Annotated in this window: 21 protein-coding genes and 1 tRNA gene; 9 read left to right on the top strand and 13 right to left on the bottom strand. The window is 28.2% G+C overall.

All coding sequences use genetic code 11. From position 1 onward, the window contains the following. Position 1: 1 nt before the first annotated feature. On the top strand, positions 2-517 hold the full coding sequence (locus ACTTBM_RS07140) for a TraR/DksA family transcriptional regulator (RefSeq protein ID WP_440635327.1): 516 nt from the start codon (positions 2-4) through the stop codon (positions 515-517). On the opposite strand, the gene ACTTBM_RS07145 is transcribed toward ACTTBM_RS07140, so the two are convergent. The 5 genes from ACTTBM_RS07145 to ACTTBM_RS07165 form a co-directional block, all read right to left on the bottom strand. Next, positions 518-1144 carry a glutathione S-transferase family protein gene (locus ACTTBM_RS07145; protein ID WP_440635328.1) on the bottom strand — a complete coding sequence of 209 codons (627 nt, stop codon included), beginning with the start codon at positions 1142-1144 and terminating at the stop codon, positions 518-520. Beyond that, a complete protein-coding gene (locus ACTTBM_RS07150) occupies positions 1141-2157 on the bottom strand; it encodes an NAD(P)/FAD-dependent oxidoreductase (RefSeq protein ID WP_440635329.1) in 1017 nt (338 codons plus the stop codon). Before ACTTBM_RS07150 ends, ACTTBM_RS07145 begins: the two co-directional genes overlap by 4 nt. Further along, a complete protein-coding gene (locus tag ACTTBM_RS07155) occupies positions 2158-2478 on the bottom strand; it encodes a 2Fe-2S iron-sulfur cluster-binding protein (protein ID WP_440635330.1) in 321 nt (106 codons plus the stop codon). 60 nt (positions 2479-2538) lie between these two features. Further along, on the bottom strand, positions 2539-3540 hold the full coding sequence (locus ACTTBM_RS07160; protein WP_440635331.1) for a fatty acid desaturase: 1002 nt from the start codon (positions 3538-3540) through the stop codon (positions 2539-2541). Positions 3541-3643: 103 nt separating this feature from the next. Further along, positions 3644-4411, bottom strand: a complete 768-nt coding sequence (locus tag ACTTBM_RS07165; protein WP_440613895.1) for a bacteriorhodopsin-like — start codon at positions 4409-4411, stop codon at positions 3644-3646. A 212-nt stretch (positions 4412-4623) separates the two neighbouring features. Here ACTTBM_RS07165 and ACTTBM_RS07170 point away from each other — a divergent pair, with 212 nt between their 5' ends. Further along, positions 4624-6525, top strand: coding sequence for a propionyl-CoA synthetase (locus ACTTBM_RS07170; protein WP_440635332.1), 1902 nt, complete (start codon positions 4624-4626; stop codon positions 6523-6525). After that, a complete protein-coding gene (locus tag ACTTBM_RS07175) occupies positions 6518-6850 on the top strand; it encodes a DMT family transporter (protein ID WP_440635333.1) in 333 nt (110 codons plus the stop codon). The genes ACTTBM_RS07170 and ACTTBM_RS07175 overlap by 8 nt, the downstream gene beginning before the upstream one ends. On the opposite strand, the gene ACTTBM_RS07180 is transcribed toward ACTTBM_RS07175, so the two are convergent. Then, positions 6843-8150, bottom strand: a complete 1308-nt coding sequence (locus tag ACTTBM_RS07180) for a dihydroorotase (RefSeq protein WP_440635334.1) — start codon at positions 8148-8150, stop codon at positions 6843-6845. The genes ACTTBM_RS07175 and ACTTBM_RS07180 overlap by 8 nt on opposite strands. Before the next feature lie 43 nt (positions 8151-8193). Here ACTTBM_RS07180 and ygfZ point away from each other — a divergent pair, with 43 nt between their 5' ends. Continuing rightward, a complete protein-coding gene (gene ygfZ / locus ACTTBM_RS07185; protein ID WP_440635335.1) occupies positions 8194-9081 on the top strand; it encodes a CAF17-like 4Fe-4S cluster assembly/insertion protein YgfZ in 888 nt (295 codons plus the stop codon). 10 nt (positions 9082-9091) lie between these two features. Here ygfZ and ACTTBM_RS07190 read toward each other — a convergent pair. Next, positions 9092-9177 (bottom strand) — tRNA-Leu (locus ACTTBM_RS07190). Positions 9178-9232: 55 nt separating this feature from the next. Between ACTTBM_RS07190 and nadA the strand changes: the two genes are divergently transcribed. Next, positions 9233-10222, top strand: a complete 990-nt coding sequence (nadA, locus tag ACTTBM_RS07195) for a quinolinate synthase NadA (RefSeq protein WP_440635336.1) — start codon at positions 9233-9235, stop codon at positions 10220-10222. A gap of 5 nt (positions 10223-10227) precedes the next feature. Further along, on the top strand, positions 10228-11061 hold the full coding sequence (gene nadC / locus ACTTBM_RS07200) for a carboxylating nicotinate-nucleotide diphosphorylase (RefSeq protein WP_440635337.1): 834 nt from the start codon (positions 10228-10230) through the stop codon (positions 11059-11061). Here the strand turns inward: nadC and ACTTBM_RS07205 are convergent. Continuing rightward, positions 11058-11429: a phosphoribosyl-ATP diphosphatase gene (locus tag ACTTBM_RS07205; RefSeq protein WP_440635338.1), complete on the bottom strand. Its 372-nt coding sequence runs from the start codon at positions 11427-11429 to the stop codon at positions 11058-11060. The two genes, nadC and ACTTBM_RS07205, sit on opposite strands and share 4 nt — an antisense overlap. A 66-nt stretch (positions 11430-11495) precedes the next feature. Between ACTTBM_RS07205 and fumC the strand changes: the two genes are divergently transcribed. Beyond that, a complete protein-coding gene (gene fumC, locus ACTTBM_RS07210) occupies positions 11496-12884 on the top strand; it encodes a class II fumarate hydratase (RefSeq protein ID WP_440635339.1) in 1389 nt (462 codons plus the stop codon). Here the strand turns inward: fumC and ACTTBM_RS07215 are convergent. Continuing rightward, positions 12872-14362, bottom strand: a complete 1491-nt coding sequence (locus ACTTBM_RS07215; RefSeq protein ID WP_440635340.1) for an AsmA family protein — start codon at positions 14360-14362, stop codon at positions 12872-12874. The genes fumC and ACTTBM_RS07215 overlap by 13 nt on opposite strands. A gap of 33 nt (positions 14363-14395) precedes the next feature. Between ACTTBM_RS07215 and ACTTBM_RS07220 the strand changes: the two genes are divergently transcribed. Both ACTTBM_RS07220 and ACTTBM_RS07225 read left to right on the top strand, forming a co-directional pair. Continuing rightward, entirely contained in the window at positions 14396-16432 is a 2037-nt protein-coding gene (locus tag ACTTBM_RS07220) for an ATP-dependent helicase (protein WP_440635341.1), read from the top strand. Further along, positions 16429-18123: a M24 family metallopeptidase gene (locus ACTTBM_RS07225; protein WP_440635342.1), complete on the top strand. Its 1695-nt coding sequence runs from the start codon at positions 16429-16431 to the stop codon at positions 18121-18123. The genes ACTTBM_RS07220 and ACTTBM_RS07225 overlap by 4 nt, the downstream gene beginning before the upstream one ends. Here the strand turns inward: ACTTBM_RS07225 and ligA are convergent. The 4 genes from ligA to ACTTBM_RS07245 all read right to left on the bottom strand — a co-directional run. Next, on the bottom strand, positions 18106-20136 hold the full coding sequence (ligA, locus tag ACTTBM_RS07230; protein WP_440635343.1) for an NAD-dependent DNA ligase LigA: 2031 nt from the start codon (positions 20134-20136) through the stop codon (positions 18106-18108). The genes ACTTBM_RS07225 and ligA overlap by 18 nt on opposite strands. 1 nt (position 20137) lies before the next feature. Then, positions 20138-20983 (bottom strand): outer membrane protein assembly factor BamD, encoded by an 846-nt coding sequence (locus ACTTBM_RS07235; RefSeq protein ID WP_440635344.1) that lies wholly within the window; start codon positions 20981-20983, stop codon positions 20138-20140. Positions 20984-21050: 67 nt separating this feature from the next. Continuing rightward, on the bottom strand, positions 21051-21971 hold the full coding sequence (lpxC, locus tag ACTTBM_RS07240; RefSeq protein WP_440635345.1) for a UDP-3-O-acyl-N-acetylglucosamine deacetylase: 921 nt from the start codon (positions 21969-21971) through the stop codon (positions 21051-21053). A 64-nt stretch (positions 21972-22035) separates the two neighbouring features. Continuing rightward, positions 22036-22463, bottom strand: a 428-nt coding sequence (locus ACTTBM_RS07245) for a hypothetical protein (protein WP_440635347.1), incomplete at its 5' end; no start/stop codon positions are given.

Raw genomic sequence — 22463 nt, forward strand, 5'->3', positions numbered from 1 at the left:
GATGCCTAAAACTACTAAAGTAAAGAAAAAAGTATCTAAAACAAAAACTAAAGTTGCAAGTAAGCCAAAGAAAACTACAGCTTCTCCAGCTAAAAAAGTTCCTATAAAAATTTCAAAAACTTATGTTCCAAAAGAAACTGAAAAATATATGTGCGAAAAACACAAAGTCTATTTCAGAATAAGATTAAACGAATGGAAGAAAGAATTAATTAAATCAAACAATGAAGCTCTTTACAATGGAAGTATGGATGACAATAATATTTCAGCAGATCTAGTAGATCAGGCAAGTTCATATATCGATAAAAATGTAGAGATGAAAGCAATTAATAGACAAATAAAATTAATTTCTGAAATCGACAAAGCTTTAAGAAGAATTATGGATGATACTTATGGATATTGTCTAGATACAGCTGAACCAATTGGTTTAAAAAGATTAATGGCAAGACCTGTTGCTAAATACACTATCGCTGCACAAGAAAAGCATGAAAAAGAAGAAAAAGTTCATGTCGATGATTAATTAAGGTCTTGGTATTTTTGCCTCTTTATCCATAAAGGCATATCCTTTTATAACAGCCTCACGTTCAGAAATTTCTTGATACCATCTAGATAAATTTTGATAATTTTTTAATCCAATATCATGCCATTCATGTCTTGCTAACCAGGGCCAAGTTGCAATATCAGCAATGGTATAATCATCTCCAGCTAAAAATTTAGAATCTTTTAATCTTGTATCTAATTCTCCATAAATTCTTTTAGCAATTTTAAAATATCTTTGTTCACCAAATTCACTTTTTCCAGGATTATAATGATGAAACTGGTGATGCTGACCAATCATTGGACCAATAGTTCCCATTTGAGCCATTAACCATTGATTAATCACCAACCGATCTTTTTCGTTATAAAACTTTCCACTTTTTTCACCTAAGTACATCAATATTGCACCAGATTCGAAAATACTTTTATTATTTTCATGATCAGTAATTACAGGAATTTTGCCAAATGGACTTATCTTTAAAAAATCTGGATTAAATTGTTCATCGTTTCCTATATCAATTTTAGTTACTTTATACTTATAGGCAATTTCTTCTAGCATAATACCTATCTTCCAACCATTTGGAGTATTAGCAGAAAATAATTCTATCATTTTTTTACACCAAGTCTCTCTTGAGCAGCTTTTGATGTAGTAGTGAATTCAAATCTTAATTTTTCGTCTGGTCTTGCGTACTTAAAACAACCTCTTGCAGCAAGAGCTCCTTCGTGAAAACCTGAAAGAATTAATTTTAATTTACCTGGGTAAGAACAAATATCGCCTATAGCAAATATACCATCAACATTAGTCTCAAAGTTTTCAGTATTTACTTCAACTGTTTTTTTATTGATATTTAATCCCCAATTTAAAATAGGACCTAGCTGCATAATCAAACCAAAAAAACCAAGAACATAATCAGATTGTAATTCTTTAATTTCTCCTTCATCATGTTTTATTTTCACAGTACTAATTTGATTATCTCCGCTAACAGAGTCCATTTGATATTTTGTGTACAAATTTAATTTTCCTTGGTCATTTAACTCTTTTACTTTTTGAACACTAGATTCAGCTCCACTAAATCCATCACGTCTGTGAATTAAATTTACTTTTGAAGTGTTTGACAATTCTATAGCCCAATCTAAAGCTGAATCTCCTCCTCCAAATATTGAGATAGTTTTGTCTTTAAAAATTGTTTTATCTTTAATTGAATAAAATAATGAGGATCCTTCAAATTTTTCACATTCTTTTACTGGAAATTTTCTAGGCTCAAAAGATCCAACTCCTCCAGCAATAATTATTGCAGCTACATCAAACTCTTGGTTTCCACTTGTTTTGACATGCCAACGATTTTCAACTTTTTTTAATTCCTCAACTCTTTCGTTTAAATGAAATTTTACATTAAAAGGTTTTATTTGTTGGAGGAGATTATTTGTTAATTCTTCTCCAGTGCATTCTGGTACAGCCGGAATATCATAAATAGGTTTGTCAGGATAAAGTTCGATACACTGTCCACCTGCTTTATCAAGATTATCAACTATTTCACATTGAAGTCCTATAATTCCAAGTTGATGAGCACAAAATAAACCTGTTGGTCCTGCTCCAATAATTAACACATCTGTTTTATTCATCTAAGCTTGCTTTTCTGGAATAGTAACTTCTAATCCATCTAATTCATCTGAAACAATCAATTGGCAACTTAATCTACTATTTTGTTTTGGTTCATATGCCATATCCAACATATCCTCTTCACCATCTTCTTTTGCTGGAAGTTTGTCTAACCAGTCTTCTTTAACATAAACATGACATGTAGCACACGCCATTCCACCTCCACAATCTGCATCAATTCCAGGAATATCGTTTTGAACTGCACCTTCCATAACTGTTAATCCATTTTGAATATCTATAGTGTGAGTTTTACTGTCGTGTGTGTGATAAGTAATTTTTGCCATGCATTATATATAGGTTTTTATCTAAAATGAGCAAGTAAGTAAAAACATACTTAGCAATATTTATACGTTCTGAGGTTCTGGTACTTCCTTTTTAAAAAAGTAGCTAGTGTCTTCAGTTTGTCTCATTATAGCTGGTAAAATTTCTTTGTAGGCATCAATTAAACCATCATTTGTTCTTGGTAACTGATCTTTAATATGATGATGAAGTTTATCTAAATTATAAGATGGAACTGTTGGAAACATATGATGTGTTACATGATATTCCATTTTCCAATATAAAAAGCTTAAAATAGGATTTAGATACATTTCTCTTGTTGTGTATCTATGATCTTTTATATTTCTTGCTAGACCCGCATGTTGAGTAAAAGAAACCAATTTGTGTAAAGTTCTTCCATAAAATTTTGGTAATAAAAAAAACAATACAGGTAACCAAGATGATGCAATTAAAGACCACAATATAATTGCAATCCAAATTGCAACAAAAATTCTAGAATTAAAAATAACTTTTGATTGAGCGTTTTCAGGAATGCAATCTTGCATTACTTTTGTTTTTACACCAAATGCATGTTGAATAATTTCATATGCAATACTTTTTTTAAAATAAATAAGTTCCATAAAAGGAATTAAATTCATGAGTAAATTTTTTGGTGTGTCTTTTAAATTATTTCCATATTCAATTTCATGATCAAATGGGTTTTCTGTTGAATATGTATTTCCATGATGAACAAAATGTGTGTATCTCCATCTTAATGGTTCAAAATTAGAAAGATAAGAAGAGATGTAGTAAAAAAATTCATTTAAAGCTTTTGATTTAAAAGCAGTTTTGTGACCTGTCTCATGCCATAATGGATTTGAAAAACCATAAATGTTTCCATAAACCAAAAACCAAAAAGCAGACCACCAAGTACCCCAAGTTATATAGGCCATAATTCCTGTTACTAATAACAATCCAAAAAAAACTGAAACATGTTGAAGTCCTTTGATGTCAGATTTTTTTGAAAGTTCTTTAAGAACCTCTATATCAACTTGGCATTTGTGCCATTTTTCTAATTTTACATCCATAATAAAAAGTATGTATAATAACTATACATAATTTTACCTAAGGCAAAAAAAAAGGGCAAGTACAAAATTGTACCTGCCCTTTTTTAAATTTTAAGTAAAACTACTACTTAGCTCTACCAGGTTGTTGCATAGCTGCTGCCCAAATGATCAGACCAAAAGCGATCTTGTTCAAGAAGTCAGCTGCGTTGTAAATCACGTTTAGTGAGTTAGCATCTACTCCACCTGTTAGGTAACCAAAAATGTAACCTAATGGGTAGATCGCCCAACCTACAGTAACGATCATTCTCATTGCACCAAAAGCAGTTACAAGTGCTTTGTTGCCACTTTTAGCTGCTCTCTTACCTGCTTCACCAGAGAATACTTCATATAAGATGTATACCCAACCAGCCATACCGATTATGAAACCAAGTGTAGCGTTGATGTATCCAGCTTCTCCTAAGTATCCACCTACTAGCATTACTAATGTACCAATCATTAGTCTCCAGAAAATTCCAGAGTCTGATTTGTTTACTGCTGATAGAACAAAATAGAATTCTAACATCAATAATGGCACTGTAATTAACCAGTCAATGTATCTGTATACAGTTGGTGAGTCACCAGTAGCGATCCATACATCTCTCATGTACATGTAGTGTACGAATGCAATACCAGTTACTAGACCAGCAACTGTCATTGAAACTCTCCATCCAGCTGGAACTGAACTTCTTTCTAAGAAAAAGAATACAGTAGCAGCTAAACAAGCCATAGATACTAACCAAAACGAAATACCTACGAAATCGTCTTGAGCCAGCATAGCTGTTTCAGCGTTTGCAACACCAGTTACACCCATAAGAGCAACAACTGTAAGAGCAAACAATTTAAGTTTTTTCATAAAAAACTCCCTCTTCGTTAGTTTTTATTTATTAGTTTATATAAACTAGACTTAAGTAACCCTAAGCCAAAGTTGGGGTTAAATAGCAAATTAAATTAGTTTTATGAAGACTTAATTGTCATTAATTTGCATTGATTTTACTGAATTTTTAAAATTAAATACAATTTATAAGTTAAAAACCAAAAAAATAACGAAAATCGAATCAAATTAGAATGACAGAAAAATTTCATAGTATTTACGAAAATTCCATAAAAAATCCTGAAGAATTTTGGCAACAAGCAAGTGAAGATAGCTTTTGGTTTAAAAAACCTACAAAAATTTTAAATAAATCTAATCCCCCTTTCTATAAATGGTTCGAAGATGGTGTTACTAACACTTGTTATAATGCTTTAGACATCCACATTGACCAAGGAAGAGGTCAAAAAACTGCTTTAATCTACGATAGTCCTATTACAGGCAACAAAGCTAAGTTCACTTATGAGGAACTTAGAGCAAAAGTATCAAGATTTGCAGGAGCCTTAAAACAACAAGGTATAAGTAAAGGAAACAGAGTAATCATTTACATGCCAATGATCCCTGAAGCGGTAATTGCTATGCTTGCTTGTGCAAGAATTGGAGCCATACACTCTGTTGTCTTTGGTGGATTTGCCTCAAATGAACTTGCAAGTAGAATTGATGACAGTAAAGCAAAGTTGTTAGTAACGGCTTCATGTGGTTTTGAACCTGGAAGAACAGTAGAATACAAGCCTCTAGTAGATGAGGCTATAAAAATAGCTAATCATAAAATTGAAAAGATGATTTTGTTTCAAAGACCAGGAAATGAAGTCAAACTAAATGCTCGAACAGAGATTAGTTGGGAAGAAGCAGTCTCAAGTGCAGAAGATGCTGATTGTGTTGAAATGAATTCAAATGAGTTTGCTTACATCCTCTATACATCTGGAACAACTGGAACACCAAAAGGTATTGTAAGAGATACTGGTGGCCATATCGTTGCTCTTAAATGGACTATGAAAAATATCTACAATATTGATACTGACGACATATGGTGGTCGGCTAGTGATATTGGTTGGATTGTTGGGCACTCATACATAGTTTATGCTCCTTTGTTCAAAGGATGCACTACAGTTTTATTTGAAGGAAAACCTGTTGGAACTCCAGATGCTGGTGCTTTCTGGAAAATCATTTCAGATTATAAAGTAAAATCATTATTTACTGCACCAACTGCATTCAGAGCTATTAAAAAAGAAGATCCAGAGGGTAAATTTTTCTCAAAATATGATTTATCTAGTTTTGAGAGCTTGTTCCTTGCTGGAGAAAGAGCAGATCCAGATACTATCAAGTGGGCAGAGAATTTATTAAAGGTTCCAGTAATTGACCACTGGTGGCAAACTGAGACTAGCTGGGCGATCAGCTCAAATTGCACAGGGATTGAAATGATGGAGACCAAATACGGTTCAGCTTGTAAAGCAGTTCCTGGATATGATGTAAAAATCGTTAAACCAGACCAATCTTTGGCTAAACCAAATGAAATGGGAGATATTGTTGTAAAATTACCTTTGCCTCCTGGAACGTTCCCAACACTTTGGAATGCAGATCAAAGATATAAAGAAAATTATATGACTAATTATGAAGGTTATTATCAAACTTATGATGCAGGTCACATTGATGATGATGGTTACATTTGGATTATGTCTAGAACTGATGACATTATAAATGTTGCAGGTCACAGATTATCTACTGGTGCAATAGAAGAAGTTTTATCCGAACATCAATCAGTAGCTGAATGCGCAGTACTTGGAATTGCAGACAAATTAAAAGGCCAATTACCAATTGGTTTAGTAGTTTTAAAATCAGGTGTTGAGAAAGATAATGAAACTATATCAAAAGAATGTGTACAAAAAGTAAGAGATAAAATTGGCCCTGTTGCTGCGTTTAAGACTGTTATTGTTATTAAAAGATTACCAAAAACTAGATCAGGAAAAATTTTAAGAGGAACAATAAGAAAAATTGCTGATGGTGTTGAATATAAAATTCCACCAACAATAGATGATCCAGTAATACTAAATGAAATAAAAGAAGATTTAGTAAAACATAAAATTTTAAATAATGGTTAAAACTTATATATTTTTAATTGCTGCAATTTTTTGTGAAGTTGCTGGAACAATGCTGCTACCAGTTTCTCAAAACTTTACTAAAGTTATACCTACTGTTGCTTTATCAATTTTTTATCTTTGTGCATTTTACTTATTAACTTTTGTTGTAAACAAACTTCCAATTGCAATTGTTTATGCTACATGGAGTGGTTTAGGAATTTTTACAATTGCTATACTGGGATATATATTTTTTAAACAAACTTTAGCTTGGCAAGCAATCTTAGGATTATTTTTAATTGTATTAGGTGTAATTTTAGTAAATAGTTTTACAGTTAAGCTTAACTAAATTGTAAAGGAGTTCCTTCTGGATCTCCTAAAATTTTACCTTCTTGCATTTTAACTTTTCCTGCAATGATAGTGTGAGTAGGTGTACCTTTAAATTTAAATCCATTAAATGGAGACCATTTACATTTACTTTCAATATTTTCATTTTTAATCTCAATCGTTTTGTTCATATCCACAATTGTAAAGTCAGCATCATATCCTTCTTTTATAAAACCTTTATTTTTTATACCAAAAATTTGAACAGGATTTTCACAAACAAAGTTCATCAATTGATTTAAACTTAGCTTTCCATCATTAATGTGATTTAACATTACTGGCATTAAAGTTTGAACACCTGGCATCCCTGAAGGAGTATTTGGATAAACTTTATCTTTATTCTCTTTTAAATGAGGTGCATGATCTGATCCAATAGTATCATTAAAGTTATTTCTGACCCCATACCATAATCTATCATAATGAGATTTGTCTCTTAATGGTGGGTTCATCTGAGCATATGTTCCAAGTTTTTCATAACAATCTGGAGCATAAAGAGTTAAATGCTGAGGAGTTATCTCAAAAGTAATGTTACCCTTGTGCTGAGAAAGAAAATCAATTTCTTCTTTAGTTGTTATATGGAGAACGTGAGCTTTTTTCTTATGTTTTTCTGCAATTCTAACAATTCTTCTAGTTGAAGCTATTGCACACTCTGCACTTCTCCAAACTGGATGAGTATGAACATCTCCCTCTTTAATTAATTTTTTATTAATTTTTAATATCGCCTCATCTTCAGAATGAACTGCAACAACTTTTGAAGCGTTTTGAAAAACTTTATCTATATCGTCTTCTTCGGCAACCAATAAATTTCCTGTGGAAGATCCTGCAAATAACTTAATTCCACAACAACCCTCCAAATCTTTTAAGCTAGCTAAATCATCTGCATTATCGGCAGTTGCACCAAAGTAAAAAGCGTAATTGCAATACATTCTATTTTTAGCGAGATCTAGTTTTCTTTGAAACTCTTTCATGTTTGAAGTTGGAGGATTAGTATTAGGCATTTCAAATACACTAGTAATGCCACCTGCTATTGCCGCCCTACTCCCTGAATGAAGATCTTCAGTATCAGTTGATCCAGGTTCTCTAAAATGTGTTTGGGTATCTATACAACCAGGTAGAACCATTTGATCTTCAGCATTAATTGTCTCTTTTGCATCATCTGAAATTTGACCAATCTTTTGAATTTTTCCATCTTTTATTGCAACATCGATATCTTTTAATTCACCATCGATGTAACATTGTCCATTTTTGATTATAAGATCTAACATTTGAAGAAAAAGTTATTATATTAAAATGATAACTTAATCAAATATGAATATCAGAAACGTTTACATTTTAGAGGATAGGTCAATTCTTTATATAAATGGAGAAGACTCAAAAGATTTTCTACAAAATCTTATTAGTAATGACATAAATAAAGTAAGTGAAGATAATAGTTGTTTTGCATCTTTGTTAACTCCCCAGGGAAAATTTTTATATGAATTTATAATTGTAAAACATAAATCAGGGTATCTTTTAGATTGTGAAAAGCGTCAAGCAGATGGGATGTTTAAACAGTTATCTCTTTATAAACTAAGATCCAAAGTTGAAATTCTTAATCTAAGTAATGAATTCGTTGTAGCAGCTTTTTCTTATGAAAAATTTTTGAAATTTGATGAAGCAAAAGATCAATCGGGATTTACTATTAAATATAGAGAGGATCCTGTTTTTTTAGATCCAAGAAATAAACAATTAGGAGCAAGATTAATCATTAATTTAGAAAAACTTTACTTATCATTAAAAAAATTAGATCTCCACGATACAGATGTAAACGAATACTATTCTTTAAGTCATAAACTAGGAATAGTTCCAAAAGATTTAAACAAATTGCAAGACAAATTATTTGGTATTGAGTGTAATTTTGAAGAACTAAATGGAATTGATTTTAAAAAAGGTTGTTACGTAGGCCAAGAAAACACGGCTAGAATTAAATTAAAAAATAAACTTTCAAAAAGATTAATGCCTATAAACATAATTCATGGAAAATTAAACGAAGGAGAAAGTATTTTTAATAATGAAAATGAAATAGGTAAAGTGTTAATAGATAATAATTACCCCTTTGCTTTAATCAAATTTTTAGATGAAAACTTTGATGAAAAACTTGAATTTAAAACTAAAGAAGCTTCAATAAGTATAAAAAAACCTGAATGGATTAGTTAAAATTGAAATTTGGTGCGGTCGGAGAGACTCGAACTCTCATGGACTTAGTCCACACGGCCCTCAACCGTGCCTGTCTACCAATTTCAGCACGACCGCGATATGTCTCATAATAAATGAATGACAAGTATGTTTCAAATTGGTAAAAAACTTCATGGAATTTACACAAGAAGTTCGTAAAGCAACAGATCCAATTTACCAAAAAATTTCAAAGGTTATGCCTGAAATAGAATGGTCAGTGCACGCACCTTATATACATAAAATTAATAAACTTAAAAAAGAAAAGAACGCAGTTATTTTAGCTCACAACTATCAAACACCAGAAATTTATCATGGTGTTGCTGATTTCTCCGCAGACTCACTTGCGCTAGCTATAGAAGCCTCAAAAACTTCAGCAGATATAATTCTAATGGCAGGAGTACACTTTATGGCTGAAACTGCAAAGTTAATGAGCCCAAATAAAAAAGTAATTTTACCCGATATGGATGCAGGTTGTTCTTTATCGTCCTCAATTACTGGTAAAGATGTAAGGTTACTTAAAGAAAAATATCCAGGAGTACCTGTAGTCTCATATGTAAATACTTCTGCTGAAGTAAAAGCTGAAACAGATGTTTGTTGTACATCAGCAAATGCAGTTAAAATTGTTAAATCTCTCGGAGTAAAAAAAGTTATATTTTTACCTGATGATTATCTTGCAAAATATGTTGCATCTCAAACTGATGTAGAAATTATATCCTGGAAAGGAATTTGTATAGTACACGACCAATTTAATAAAAAAGAAATTGAAGATATTAGAAAAAACAATCCTGGGATAAAAATTATTGCTCACCCAGAGTGTCCACCAGATGTAATCGAAGCCAGTGATTTTGCAGGATCCACTTCTGGAATGATTAAATATGTAAAAGATAATCAACCAAAAAAAGTAATGATGGTTACTGAATGTTCAATGAGTGACAACATTCAAATAGAAAATCCAAATGTAGATTTTGTTAAACCATGCAATATGTGTCCGCATATGAAAAAAATTACTTTACCTAAAATTTTAGATTGTTTGGAAAATGAAACTGGTGAAATTATTATGGACAAAGAAACTATTGATAAAGCTAGAATATCTGTAGAGAGAATGGCAGCTATTGGCAGATAATATAAGTGTCAAAAATTAAATTAAGTAAAGAATTTATTAAAAGTACTGTTAAGTTGGCTCTAAACGAAGATTTGTATCCTTCAGGAGATATCACTTCAGCATTAATTAATAACGATAAGGTTGTAACCGTTAAATTAATATCAAATCAAAATGCAGTTATTGCTGGATTATTATTTGTTAAACAAACTTTTTCCTTAATTGATAATAAAATAAAATTTATTGTTAAAAAAAAAGATGGTTCGAGAATTAAAAAAGGTTCCTTAGTTGCTTTGATTAGAGGTAAAGCAAAAAATATTTTAATTGCAGAAAGAGTAGCTTTAAATTTTTTGTCACATATTTCTGGTATAGCAACAAAGACCAATGAATTTGTTAAATTAGCTGGAAAAAAAACTAAAATTTGCTGTACAAGAAAAACAATTCCAAACCTTAGGGTAATTCAAAAATATGCTGTTAAGTTAGGAGGGGGTATAAACCATAGATTCAATTTAAGTGATGAATATTTAATAAAAGACAACCATATCGCAAGTTCAGATTTAAATACTTTGGTTACTCAGGCAATTAAAAACAAAAAAGGAAAAAAAATTACGGTAGAAGTTGATACAATTGATCAACTTAAATCAATTTTAGGATTAAAGTTTAATACCGTTCTACTAGATAATATGAACATTAAAAATTTAAGGAATGCAGTTAAAATTGCTAAAAAGTATTACGAAACTGAAGCTTCGGGCAATGTTAATTTAAAAACTGTTAAAGCGATTGCTTCAACTGGAGTAGATAGAATTTCCGTAGGAAGCATTACTCATAGTGCTACTGCAGTTGACTTTAAGCTAGAAATTTAACTTACAAACTTAGATAGATCTGGTTTAAAATAATTAGGGCCTTTCATAACTTTTCCAGCTTCATTGTAAATTGGCTTACCATTTTCATCTAATTTGCTCATATTTGAGTTTTGAACTTCATCAAAACATTTATCTAAATCTATTCCAAAGGCGTGTCCTGCTCCATACGTTACATACAAAATATCTGTAAGTGCATCAGCAACTTCTAATAAATCTTTATTATTCATAGCTTCTGTGAGCTCATCTAATTCTTCTTTAATTAAGTCTATTCTTAATTTATTTATTTTATCGGTGCTAAAAGATGGCTTAGTTTTAACATCTTGACCAAAAGTTTTCATAAAAGTTCCGACTTTACTAAAATTTGACATATTGCTCCTGTAAGTTTTTTAAAATTTATTGTATGAATATAATTATTTGTACTTAAAAAGTAATCAATGAAATTAAGAAAAGAATTTGACAGTATTGGAAGTATAAATGTCCCCAATGACAAATACTGGGGTGCCTCAACACAAAGATCAAATAAATTTTTTAACATCGGAAAAATTTTAGTTAATATTTCTATAATAAAATCTATTGCTATTATTAAAAGATCAGCAGCTATAGTTCATGCTAAAGATAAATTAATTAGTAGTAAGATATCAAAAGCAATTATCAAAGCTTCAGACGAAGTGATTAAAGGAAAATTAGATGAGAATTTTCCTTTAAAAGTTTGGCAAACTGGCTCAGGTACTCAAACAAACATGAATGTAAATGAAGTAATTGCTAATAGAGCCATTGAAATTTTAGGAGGAAAGAAAGGAACTAAAAAGCCTGTTCACCCAAATGATCATGTAAATAAATCTCAATCTACCAATGATGTTTTTCCAACTGCAATACATATTTCTGTTGCAACACAAACTTTATCTAAAATGTTGCCAAGTTTAAAAATCTTAGAAAAAGAATTGAAGAAAAAATCTATAGAATTTAAAAAAATAGTTAAAATTGGAAGAACTCATCTTCAAGATGCAACTCCTTTATCCCTTGGGCAAGAATTTTCTGGATATCATGCTCAATTAAAAAAATGTATTGAAAGAATCGAATATGCATTGAAAGAAATCCTATTTTTAGCTCAAGGTGGAACAGCTGTTGGAACAGGAATAAACTCAAAAAAAAACTTTGATAAAAAAATTGTTAAAGAAATCTCAAAATTTACTAAAATAACTTTTAAACCTGCACCAAACAAGTTTGCTGAACTTGCTGCACACGATGCAATAGTAAATTTTTCTGGAACATTAAATACATGTGCTGTTGCATTGATGAAAATTTCAAATGATATCAGATTTTTAGGATCTGGACCTCGAGCAGGATATGGAGAATTAATATTACCTGAAAATGAACCTGGCTCATCTATAATGCCTGGAAAAGTAAATCCAACCCAGTGTGAGGCAGTTACAATGGTGTGTGCAAACGTAATTGGAAATCACAATGGAATTACAATGGCGGGAACACATGGTCATTTTGAATTAAATGTATTTAAGCCATTAATTGCCCATAACATTTTACAATCTATTGACTTATTGGCAGACAGTACAAAAAATTTTGCCCTTTATTGTGTTAAAGGAATTAAAGCTAACAAAAAGAGAATAAAAGAGCATTTAGATAATTCTTTAATGTTAGTAACAGCTTTAGCTCCACATATTGGTTATGATAACGCTGCAAAAATCGCGAAGACAGCTTTGAAGAACAATACAACACTTAAACATGAAACATTAAAAAGAGGATTAATTAGTGAAAAAGACTATGAGAGAATTGTTGATCCTAAGAAGATGATTTATCCTACATAATTTTTTATTAGTTCATTCAATAAATTTTTGAGATAAATTTTATTTTGCAAGTTGTTTTCTTTTAGTAAAATATCATCAAAAGAATACTTAGATTTTTCAAGTGATTTTCCATCAATCTTGATATTCTTAACTTTAATATTTTTTTCATCAAAAAAATAAGTGAAATTAACATTAACTTTACTTATTTTTTTTCTCAAATTTTTTGGAGTAAGTAAGAATTTGTAGAGCTCATCAGTATTATTTATATTAATTTCAACGTTAGAATCTAAAATTAATTTTCCTTCTTTCACAAATACTAAGCTATCTAAAAATTCAAAATCAATATTATTTTTCCATGTCATTTTAGATTGATCAATATCCACTAAACCTTCTTGAATTTTTGATTTTATTAAAACATTTTTAAAATCATTAAATTGTTTAATGCTGTTTCCAGAAATAATTAAATAAAAATCAATATTTTTATTGTTTAAAATTTCAGTCTTTAAAAGCTCTTTAATTATTGTATTTGATGAAAACAAAGACGAGAAATTTAGTTTATTTGTATTACCCGTTATGTTTGAGTAAAATGGTTTAAAATTAAATTTACCAATGTAAGAAAACTCTGGATTTTGTAATTTATCAAACAATTTAAACTCAAACAAATTATCTTTTAATTGGTACTCAAATAAACTTTTTGCGTTTATTAAATTTATTTCTGAAAAACCTAAATAATTTGAGTCATCATATGAAGTTTGATTTTCTATTTCTAGTCTTAAACTTTCTATATTTATTTTAGAATGTATTGTTTTGTCAATTTTATCATCAAAAACTTTGATTGAATAAGGTAAATTAAATATCTCATTATTTGCATAAAGCATATTTTTAATTTCTTTAGGATCGAAAAAATATTCTGCGTTTTTGATGTTGTTAATAAATAAAACTTCATTTTCTAAACTTCTATAAAAAACATTACTTTTAAATATTTCAAATTTAAAATCATTAAAATTACTATCTAATAAATTATAAAAAAAATTATAATTTTCTTTGTTTAGATTAAAATTTGCTTCTTCTAAGATAACTTGATTTAATTTAATATTTTTTAAAGAAAAAAGATTTTCCAACGAGACATAAACTGTAAGTTTTTTTATTTCTGTAATTTTATCTTCTTGAGAATTAATTGAAGAATTATTTGTAGTAAAATGAGGTCTTGGTAAAAATTTATAATCTAAATCTTCTTGAAAATTAAACTCTAGGTTTAATTTGTTTTTTAAATTTTTTTTAATTTCTAAAGCTATATCTTCTTTATTGTGAATGTTTGGGAATGAAAGATATGATAAAAATAAAATAATTAGTGCGACAATAGATAAAAATATTTTATTGTTAATTAATAAATTTTTAAAGTTATCAACATTTAACTTGTTTAAATTTTTCTCTAATAGATTATTAATAAATTTACTGAATTTTTTATATAAATTAGCAATAAATTTAGGATTATTCATTTTAAGTAGTAATCTTATAAAACATTATTTCGAATGATAAATAGAGAATATTTAAATGATTTAAATGAAGCACAAAAGGAGGCTGTAATGCATCTAGATGGTCCTCTTTTAATAGTAGCTGGTGCTGGTTCAGGAAAAACTAAAGTTCTAACATCAAGAATAGCGAATATAATTAGGGAAAAAAAAGCTTTTCCTAATCAAATTCTTGCAGTCACATTTACAAATAAAGCTGCTAAAGAAATGCAAAATAGAGTTAGTAAAATTTTAGGATCTGATGCTATTGGTCTTTCTTGGCTGGGAACATTTCATTCAATTTGTGCAAAATTATTAAGAAAACATGCTTCAGCTGCACAATTAAACTCGAATTTCACTATTATAGATACTGACGATCAGATTAGATTAATTAAAAATATATGCAAAGCAGAAAATATCGATATCAAACAATTATCTCCAAGATTTATACTTGCAATAATTGATAGGTGGAAAAATAAAGGTTTTTATCCTGGCGAAGTAATTATAAATAAAAAAGATATATATGAAAAAACTGTTCTTCCATTATACAAAATATATCAACAAAAATTAACTGATTTAAATTCCTGTGATTTTGGTGATTTAATTTTACATACAGTAAAAATATTAGAATATAATCCTGATATTAGAGAAATATATTCTAAAAATTTTAAATATATTTTGGTAGATGAGTATCAGGATACAAATTTTATTCAAAGTAAGTGGCTTAATCTTCTCTCTGAAAAAAATAAAAATATTTGCTGCGTTGGTGATGATGATCAATCAATTTATAGCTGGAGAGGAGCTGAGATAAAAAACTTTTTAGAGTTTGATCAAGTCTATGAAAATACAAAAGTAATAAGATTAGAGCAAAATTACAGATCTTCACAAAATATTTTATCAGTTGCCTCGAATCTAATTTCCAATAATCAAAATAGAGTTGGAAAAACCTTGATTACTACCATGGAGGAAGGAGATTTAGTTAAATTAAACTGCTTTAAAAATGGTAAAGACGAAGCAATTGGTGTTTCTGATGAAATAGAAAAAAATATAAAAAAAAAATTTTCATATAATAATATTGCAATTTTGGTGAGAGCTATCTTTCAGACACGTGAATTTGAGGAAAGATTTCTCAAAATTGGTATGCCTTACAGGATATTGGGTGGTACAAAATTTTATGAAAGAGCTGAAATTAAAGACTGTGTTGCGTATTTAAGACTAATTCATCAAGAAAAAGATGACTTAGCTTTTGAAAGAATAGTAAATAACCCCAAGAGATCAATAGGTGATAGTACTTTAAAAAATATTCATGAGTTTGCTAAGGAAAATAATTTAAATTTAGAAAGAGCATCAATTATGATGCTTGAGCAAAATTTAATTAAGCCAAAAGCTAAAATTGGACTTAGTTTATTTATTAATTCTCTATTTAAATGGAGAAATGATTTAACTATAAAGAAATCAAATCACATTAAGTTATTACAAATTGTTTTGGATGAGTCTGGCTATTCAGCAATGCTTAAAAATAAAAAAGATTTAGATAATGAAAATAGACTAGAAAATATTAAAGAATTGTTAAGTGCTATGAAAGAATTTGATAATTTAGAAAATTTTTTAGAACATGTATCTTTGGCAACCTCTGTCGATCAAGAATGGGATGGTGAAAAAATTAATATGATGACCATGCATGCAGCAAAAGGTTTAGAATTTGATGTTATTTTTCTACCTGGATGGGAAGAAGGACTGTTTCCACATCAAAAATCAATAGAAGAAAAAGGTCAAAATGGTTTAGAGGAAGAGAGGCGTTTAGCATATGTTGGAATTACACGGGCAAAGAAAAAAGCTATTATTTCCTTTTCAATGAATAGATTTTATCAAGGAGATTGGATAGATAGTATGGCTTCAAGATTTATTGATGAATTACCAGAAAAATATTTAGAAAAAAATTCTTTCTTTGAAGAAGAAATTAACAATGATGATGATTTTGAGTTTAATCAGGATTTTGAAATTGAGGAAGAAACAAGAAGTCCTGGATGGATAAGATATCAAAAGAGAATTAAATGAGAAATCGAATAAAATTATTAAGGAGTAAATTTAAAAAATATGGAATTGATGGCTACATAATTCCAAAAAATGATGATTTTTTTACAGAATACTCAAAATTAAATCGATTAGAAGTTATTTCAAATTTTAGTGGATCTGCTGGCCTAGCTATAATTCTTAAAGACAAAAATTATTTGTTTACTGATGGAAGATACACAATTCAAAGTAAAATTGAGAGCGGAAAAAATTTTAAAATTTATGGATTTGAAAAATTAATAAACTGTAGTTTATTTAAAAATCTTACGCTTGGTATAGATCCAAAATTATTTACCAATACTCAAATAAAAAACTACTTTTTAAAAAACAATAAAATTGAATATATCGAAAATAATTTAATTGATGAAATTAAAAAACAGAAAAAAAATACTTCAATTCCTTTTTTTTCTTTAGATAAAAGTATTGTTGGTGAGAGTATTAATTCAAAATTAAATAAAATAACTAAATACTTAAAAAAAAATAAATCTGATTATATTTTTATTAGTGCACCAGAAAATGTTGCGTGGACTTTAAATATAAGAGGTGGAGATGGCCCCAATAGTCCAGTTCCCAATTCGAGATTGATAGTGAGTAAATCAAAAAAAATACTTCTTATAAGTAATCTTAAAAAGTGTAAGCAATTATTAAAAAATAAAATTATTAAGAAAGATGAATTTTTAGATGAAAATAATTTACCAAGTAGACTACTACATCTTAACGGAAAAAACTTTATAGTTGATGATAAATCTTGTTCAATATTTTATGAAAATTTAATTAAGTCTAAATTTAAAATAATAAAAAAAGAAGATCCAATTTATCTTTTAAAAGCAATTAAAAATAAAACTGAAATTAAAAATATGATCAATGCTCACATCTTAGATGGTGTTGCATTAACAAAATTTTTATACTGGATAAAAAAAATTAATAAAAAAAAAATTAATGAAGTTGAAGCTACTAAGAAATTAGAAAATTTTAGAAGATTAAATAAAAACTTTCTCTATCCTAGTTTTGATACAATAGCAGGCTCAGGTAAAAATGGAGCTATCGTACACTACCGTGCAAAAAAAGGAAATTGTAGAACAATTAATAAGAATGATATTTTTTTATGTGACTCAGGTGGGCAATATAAATATGGTACAACTGATGTTACAAGAACAATATGTTTTTCAAAACAAAAACAAAACATAAAAAATATTTTTACAAAAGTATTAAAGGGTCATATTGCAGTAGCTACAACTGATATTAATAAAAATGATACAGGTAAAAAAATTGATAAAAGAGCAAGAAAATTTTTAAACAAAAGTAACCTAGATTATGCACATGGTACAGGACACGGTGTTGGTTTTTTTCTTAATGTCCATGAAGGACCTCAATCAATTACAAAAATAAATTCGGTAAAAATTAGAGAGGGCATGATTTTGAGTAATGAACCTGGGTATTATAAAACCAATGAATATGGAATTAGGATTGAAAATTTAGTTTACGTTAAAAAAATAAATAAAAGTTTGTTATTTCAAAATTTAACAATGGCACCAATCGAGAAAGATTTAATAAATTTTAATTTATTAACATTTGATGAGAAAAATTATCTGTTTAAATATCACCTAGAAGTTTACTCAAGGATATCTAAATATTTAAATACAAACGAGAGAAGATGGTTAGCTAGTTTTATTTAGCATTTTCAAGAATTCAGTTTGGTCAATGACTTTTATTTTTAGCTGTTTGGCATAATCTACTTTTTTTTTAGTTGGTTTTTCTCCAATAATTAAAAAATTTAGTTTTTTTGATACATTGCTAATTGTTTTTCCAGAGTTTTCCTCAATTAAAGATTTAACTTCGGCTCTACTAATTCCATTTAATTTCCCAGTAACTAAAAAAGTCTTGTTATTTAATAAACCATTATCTGAACTTTGAATAGCATCTTTAATTAATAAAACTTTTTCTAATTCATTTAAAACTTTTTTATTATCCTCATTTGAAAAAAAACTCTTAATTGAACTTACTTGCGTATCACCAATACCATCAATATTTAGCATTTCTTCATAATCAATTTGTTTAGATAAATTTTTAAATTTTGTAAATGAAACAAAATGTTTAGACAATAATTTTGCATTTTCTAAACCTATATGTCTTATACCTAGAGAATATATAAATTTTTCTAATGAAATATTTTTTTTTTGTTCAATTGAATACTTTAAATTTTGAACTGAAAGTTTACCCCAACCATCTAAATTTTCAATTTTCGTAAAATCTAAATTAAAAATATCTTGAGGAAATTTAATAAAATTTAATTTATAAAAATTTTCAACTATTTTTTTTCCAAAACCTTCAATGTTAAGTGCTTCTTTTGAAACAAAATGTTTCAGTTTTTCAATTGATATTTTTTCACAATAATAACCCTCACTAGAACATCTCCTAACAGCATCAATTTTTTTTGTTACTTTGTTGAATTCTTTAATTGTTTCAGATCCACATGATGGGCAATTCTTTGGGGGAATGAATTTTTTTGAATTTCTCGATCTTTTTTGTTTATCTATTGAAAGTATATGAGGTATTACATCACCTGCTCTCTCTATAACAGCAGTATCACCTACTCTTATGTCCTTTCGGTTAATTTCATCCTCATTATGCAATGTTGCATTTGAAACTACAACACCACCAATATTTATTGGTTTAATTTTTGCAACTGGAGTTAAAGCGCCAGTTCTACCTATCTGAATTTCTATATCTAAAATTTTAGAAACTGCTTTACTAGATGAAAATTTATGTGCAATAGCCCACCTAGGAGCATTCGCAACATAACCTAATCTTTTTTGCAAATCAAAATTGTTAACTTTGTAAACTATTCCATCTATGTCAAAATCTAGATTAGCTCTATTTTTTTCAATTTCTTTATAATTTTCCATTAAATTTTCAACACCTGAAATTAACTTGTTCAACGGATTTGTTTTAAATCCCCACTCTGTTAATTTTTTAAGAAAATCATATTGATTATTAACCATTAATCCTTTTTCATATCCAAATGTGTAAGCTATAAATTTTAATGGTATTTTTTTTGTTTCTTCTGGATTTTTTTGTCTTAAAGAACCAGAAGCTGCATTTCTAGGATTGGCAAATTTGTCTGCTAAATTTTTAAAATCTTTGTTTTTAATAAATACCTCTCCTCTAATATCAATTTCTTCTGGGCAATTTTCTAATGGGATATTTTTTGGTATGTCATTAATAGTAGCAAGATTTTGAGTAATATCCTCACCTTCTTTGCCATCACCTCTTGAAAGACCTTTGTAAAATTTTCCGTTTTTATATGTTAGTGAAGCAGATATGCCATCAATTTTTGGCTCTGCAATATAACTAATTTTTTCTTTTTTAGATAAAGACAGAAAATTATATAATTTTTTTTCAAAATTTACTAAATCTTCCTCAGAAAATACGTTGCCCAAAGATAACATGGGAACTCTATGTGGTGATTTTTTAAAGTGTTTGGAAGGTTTATGTCCTACTGCTACAGATGGTGAGCTTTTTGATTTTAAAAACTCAAATTTGTTTTCTAAATCTAATATTTCATTTTTTAAGTCATCATAATTTTTATCATCAATAATAGGTTTGCTATTTACATAATAATTTTTGTTATAATTATTTAAAATTTTAACTTTCTCTAAATATTTTTTTTTTAATTCTTTTTTATTCATCTCATTCAAATAGAGATTTAAATTTTTCTAAAATGTAACTATTTTTTTCTTTTTGTTTTTTGCCAATTTTATTTGATATTTCGTAATCTTTATTAAAAATACTATATGAATTTTCATACCACTCAGAAGATTTATAATTATATCCTAGAAGCATTGCATACTTTTCTGCTTCTACACTTAAACCTAAAATATAATATACTTCTACCAATCTATGCAAAGCTTCCTCTGTATAAATCGTTGTTTCATAATCATCTATTACTGTCTTAAATCTATTTATTGCACCTATCCATTTTTTTTTATTTAAATAGTAACGACCTATATACATTTCTTTTGCTGCTAGAATATCATTAATATAATCAACTTTAAATTTAGCATCTATTGTGTAATCACTTTCAGGATATTCATTAATGACGATTTTAAAATATTTTTTAGAACTTATTAAAGATTGTAAATCTTTCTCTTCATCAACAATTTGTTCGTAATAACATATTGCAAGCATATAATTTACATAATCAAGTTGTTTATAAAAAGGGTAAACTTTTTTAAATCTTATTAATTCAGCTATTGCATCTCCGTAATAGTCTTGAGTATAATAGGAATATGCAGCCATTAATGCTGCTCTAGGAGCCCAGTCAGATTGAGGGAATAAAGATTCTGCTTCGTTAAATTTCTTCGCCGCATACAGAACATCTCCACCATCTAATGCTTCAAGACCTTCAGTATAAGCTTCATTAAATTGAAGATTTAAACTTTTTTCTTTAATTATATCTACTTGTTTTACATCCTTAGTGCATGAGCTAGTTATTAAAAGGAATAACAAAAAAGTTAATAAGTAATAAAATCTCACAGATAATATTTAATATATTTTAGATAGTTTATATAGGAAAAAAATTTTTTGCGGAACTTAGTTTGTTTTAAGCTATCGATTTAAGATAGCTTCTATTTATTAAAGTATGAGGTAAACTTTTTTCTTTAATTTCTAATATTGAAAAATTTTCTTTATTTGAAAATACTTTTCTGAGTAATTGATTAGTCAAATAATGACCACCCTGTGAACAAGTTATGTTTGCAATAATTCTATAACCAGAGGTAAATAAATCTCCAATACAATCTAAAATTTTATGATTAACAAATTCTTTTTCATTTCTAAGCCCTTCAGGGTTTAGTATTTCTTTATTTTTAACAACAATAGCATTTTCTAAACTTCCACCTTTAGCTAATCCATTTTTTTTAATCATTTCAATATCCTCAAACAGACAAAATGTTCTTGAATTGTAAACATCAGATAAATCATCTTCATACACTTTAAGTTTATTTCGTTGATTTCCAATAACAGGATTTTTATATTTGAGTTCGAAGTCAATATCTAAACTTAAAGTTGATGGTTTTATATTTATATAACGGTCACCTTCAGAATAACTTATTTCTTTATTTATCTTAATTATTTTTATTGGTGAGTCTGAAATTTCTATTCCAGCTGAAATAATTTTTTCTATAAATATTTTTGCAGATCCATCTAGTATTGGAACTTCCTCATTATCAATTTCAATTAAGGCATTATCTATTCCTAATCCAAATAATGCACACATTAAATGTTCAATAGTTGAAACCTTAGCACCAAACTCATTTTCAACTGTAGTGTTTAAAGATGTGTTGGTAACGTTCATAAAATTTGGATATACCAAATTGTTACTTTTTAAATCAACTCTTTTAAAAACTATACCGTGGTTGGGTAATGCAGGTTTTATACTTACATTCACATCCAGACCACTATGTAGGGATATTCCACTAAATGAAATATTATGTTTAATAGTTTTTTGAGTTAAATAAGACACCTTCAATTCTTAGTTTGAAAATTCAATTAATTAAAAACAACTATTGTTACAAGAAAAAACAAAATTAACTGAATAATTGAAAAAATTTTTCAAAAAAACCCTGCTTTTGGGAAGATTTTGAAGTTATACGAACCTCATTAATATTTGAACCATTTAACAATTTTTGTGCCTTCTGTGAAATATCTATTTCTTCATCTCTATAAAAATTTTTAATATATGCTTTGTCCAAATAATTATTAACTCGAATTTGGTATTTTTTTAAAATATTTTCTATTTCATAAACAATCAAATTTGAAATTGAAATTAATTTAATTTCTAAAAATATTTCGTCACTATTAATTTTATCTCTCAGAGATGAATAGCTTTCACCATCGATTATATATTTATTTATTAACATATGCATAAGTTTGTATTGATTATAATTTTCTTGAAATAAATCCTTTATATCTGAGAGAATTATTTCTAAAAATGTATTTGTAATATTTCCAGAAT

Origin of the sequence: Candidatus Pelagibacter sp. HIMB1746 (assembly GCF_052047555.1) — a bacterium.
Taxonomy (GTDB): Bacteria; Pseudomonadota; Alphaproteobacteria; order Pelagibacterales; family Pelagibacteraceae; genus Pelagibacter.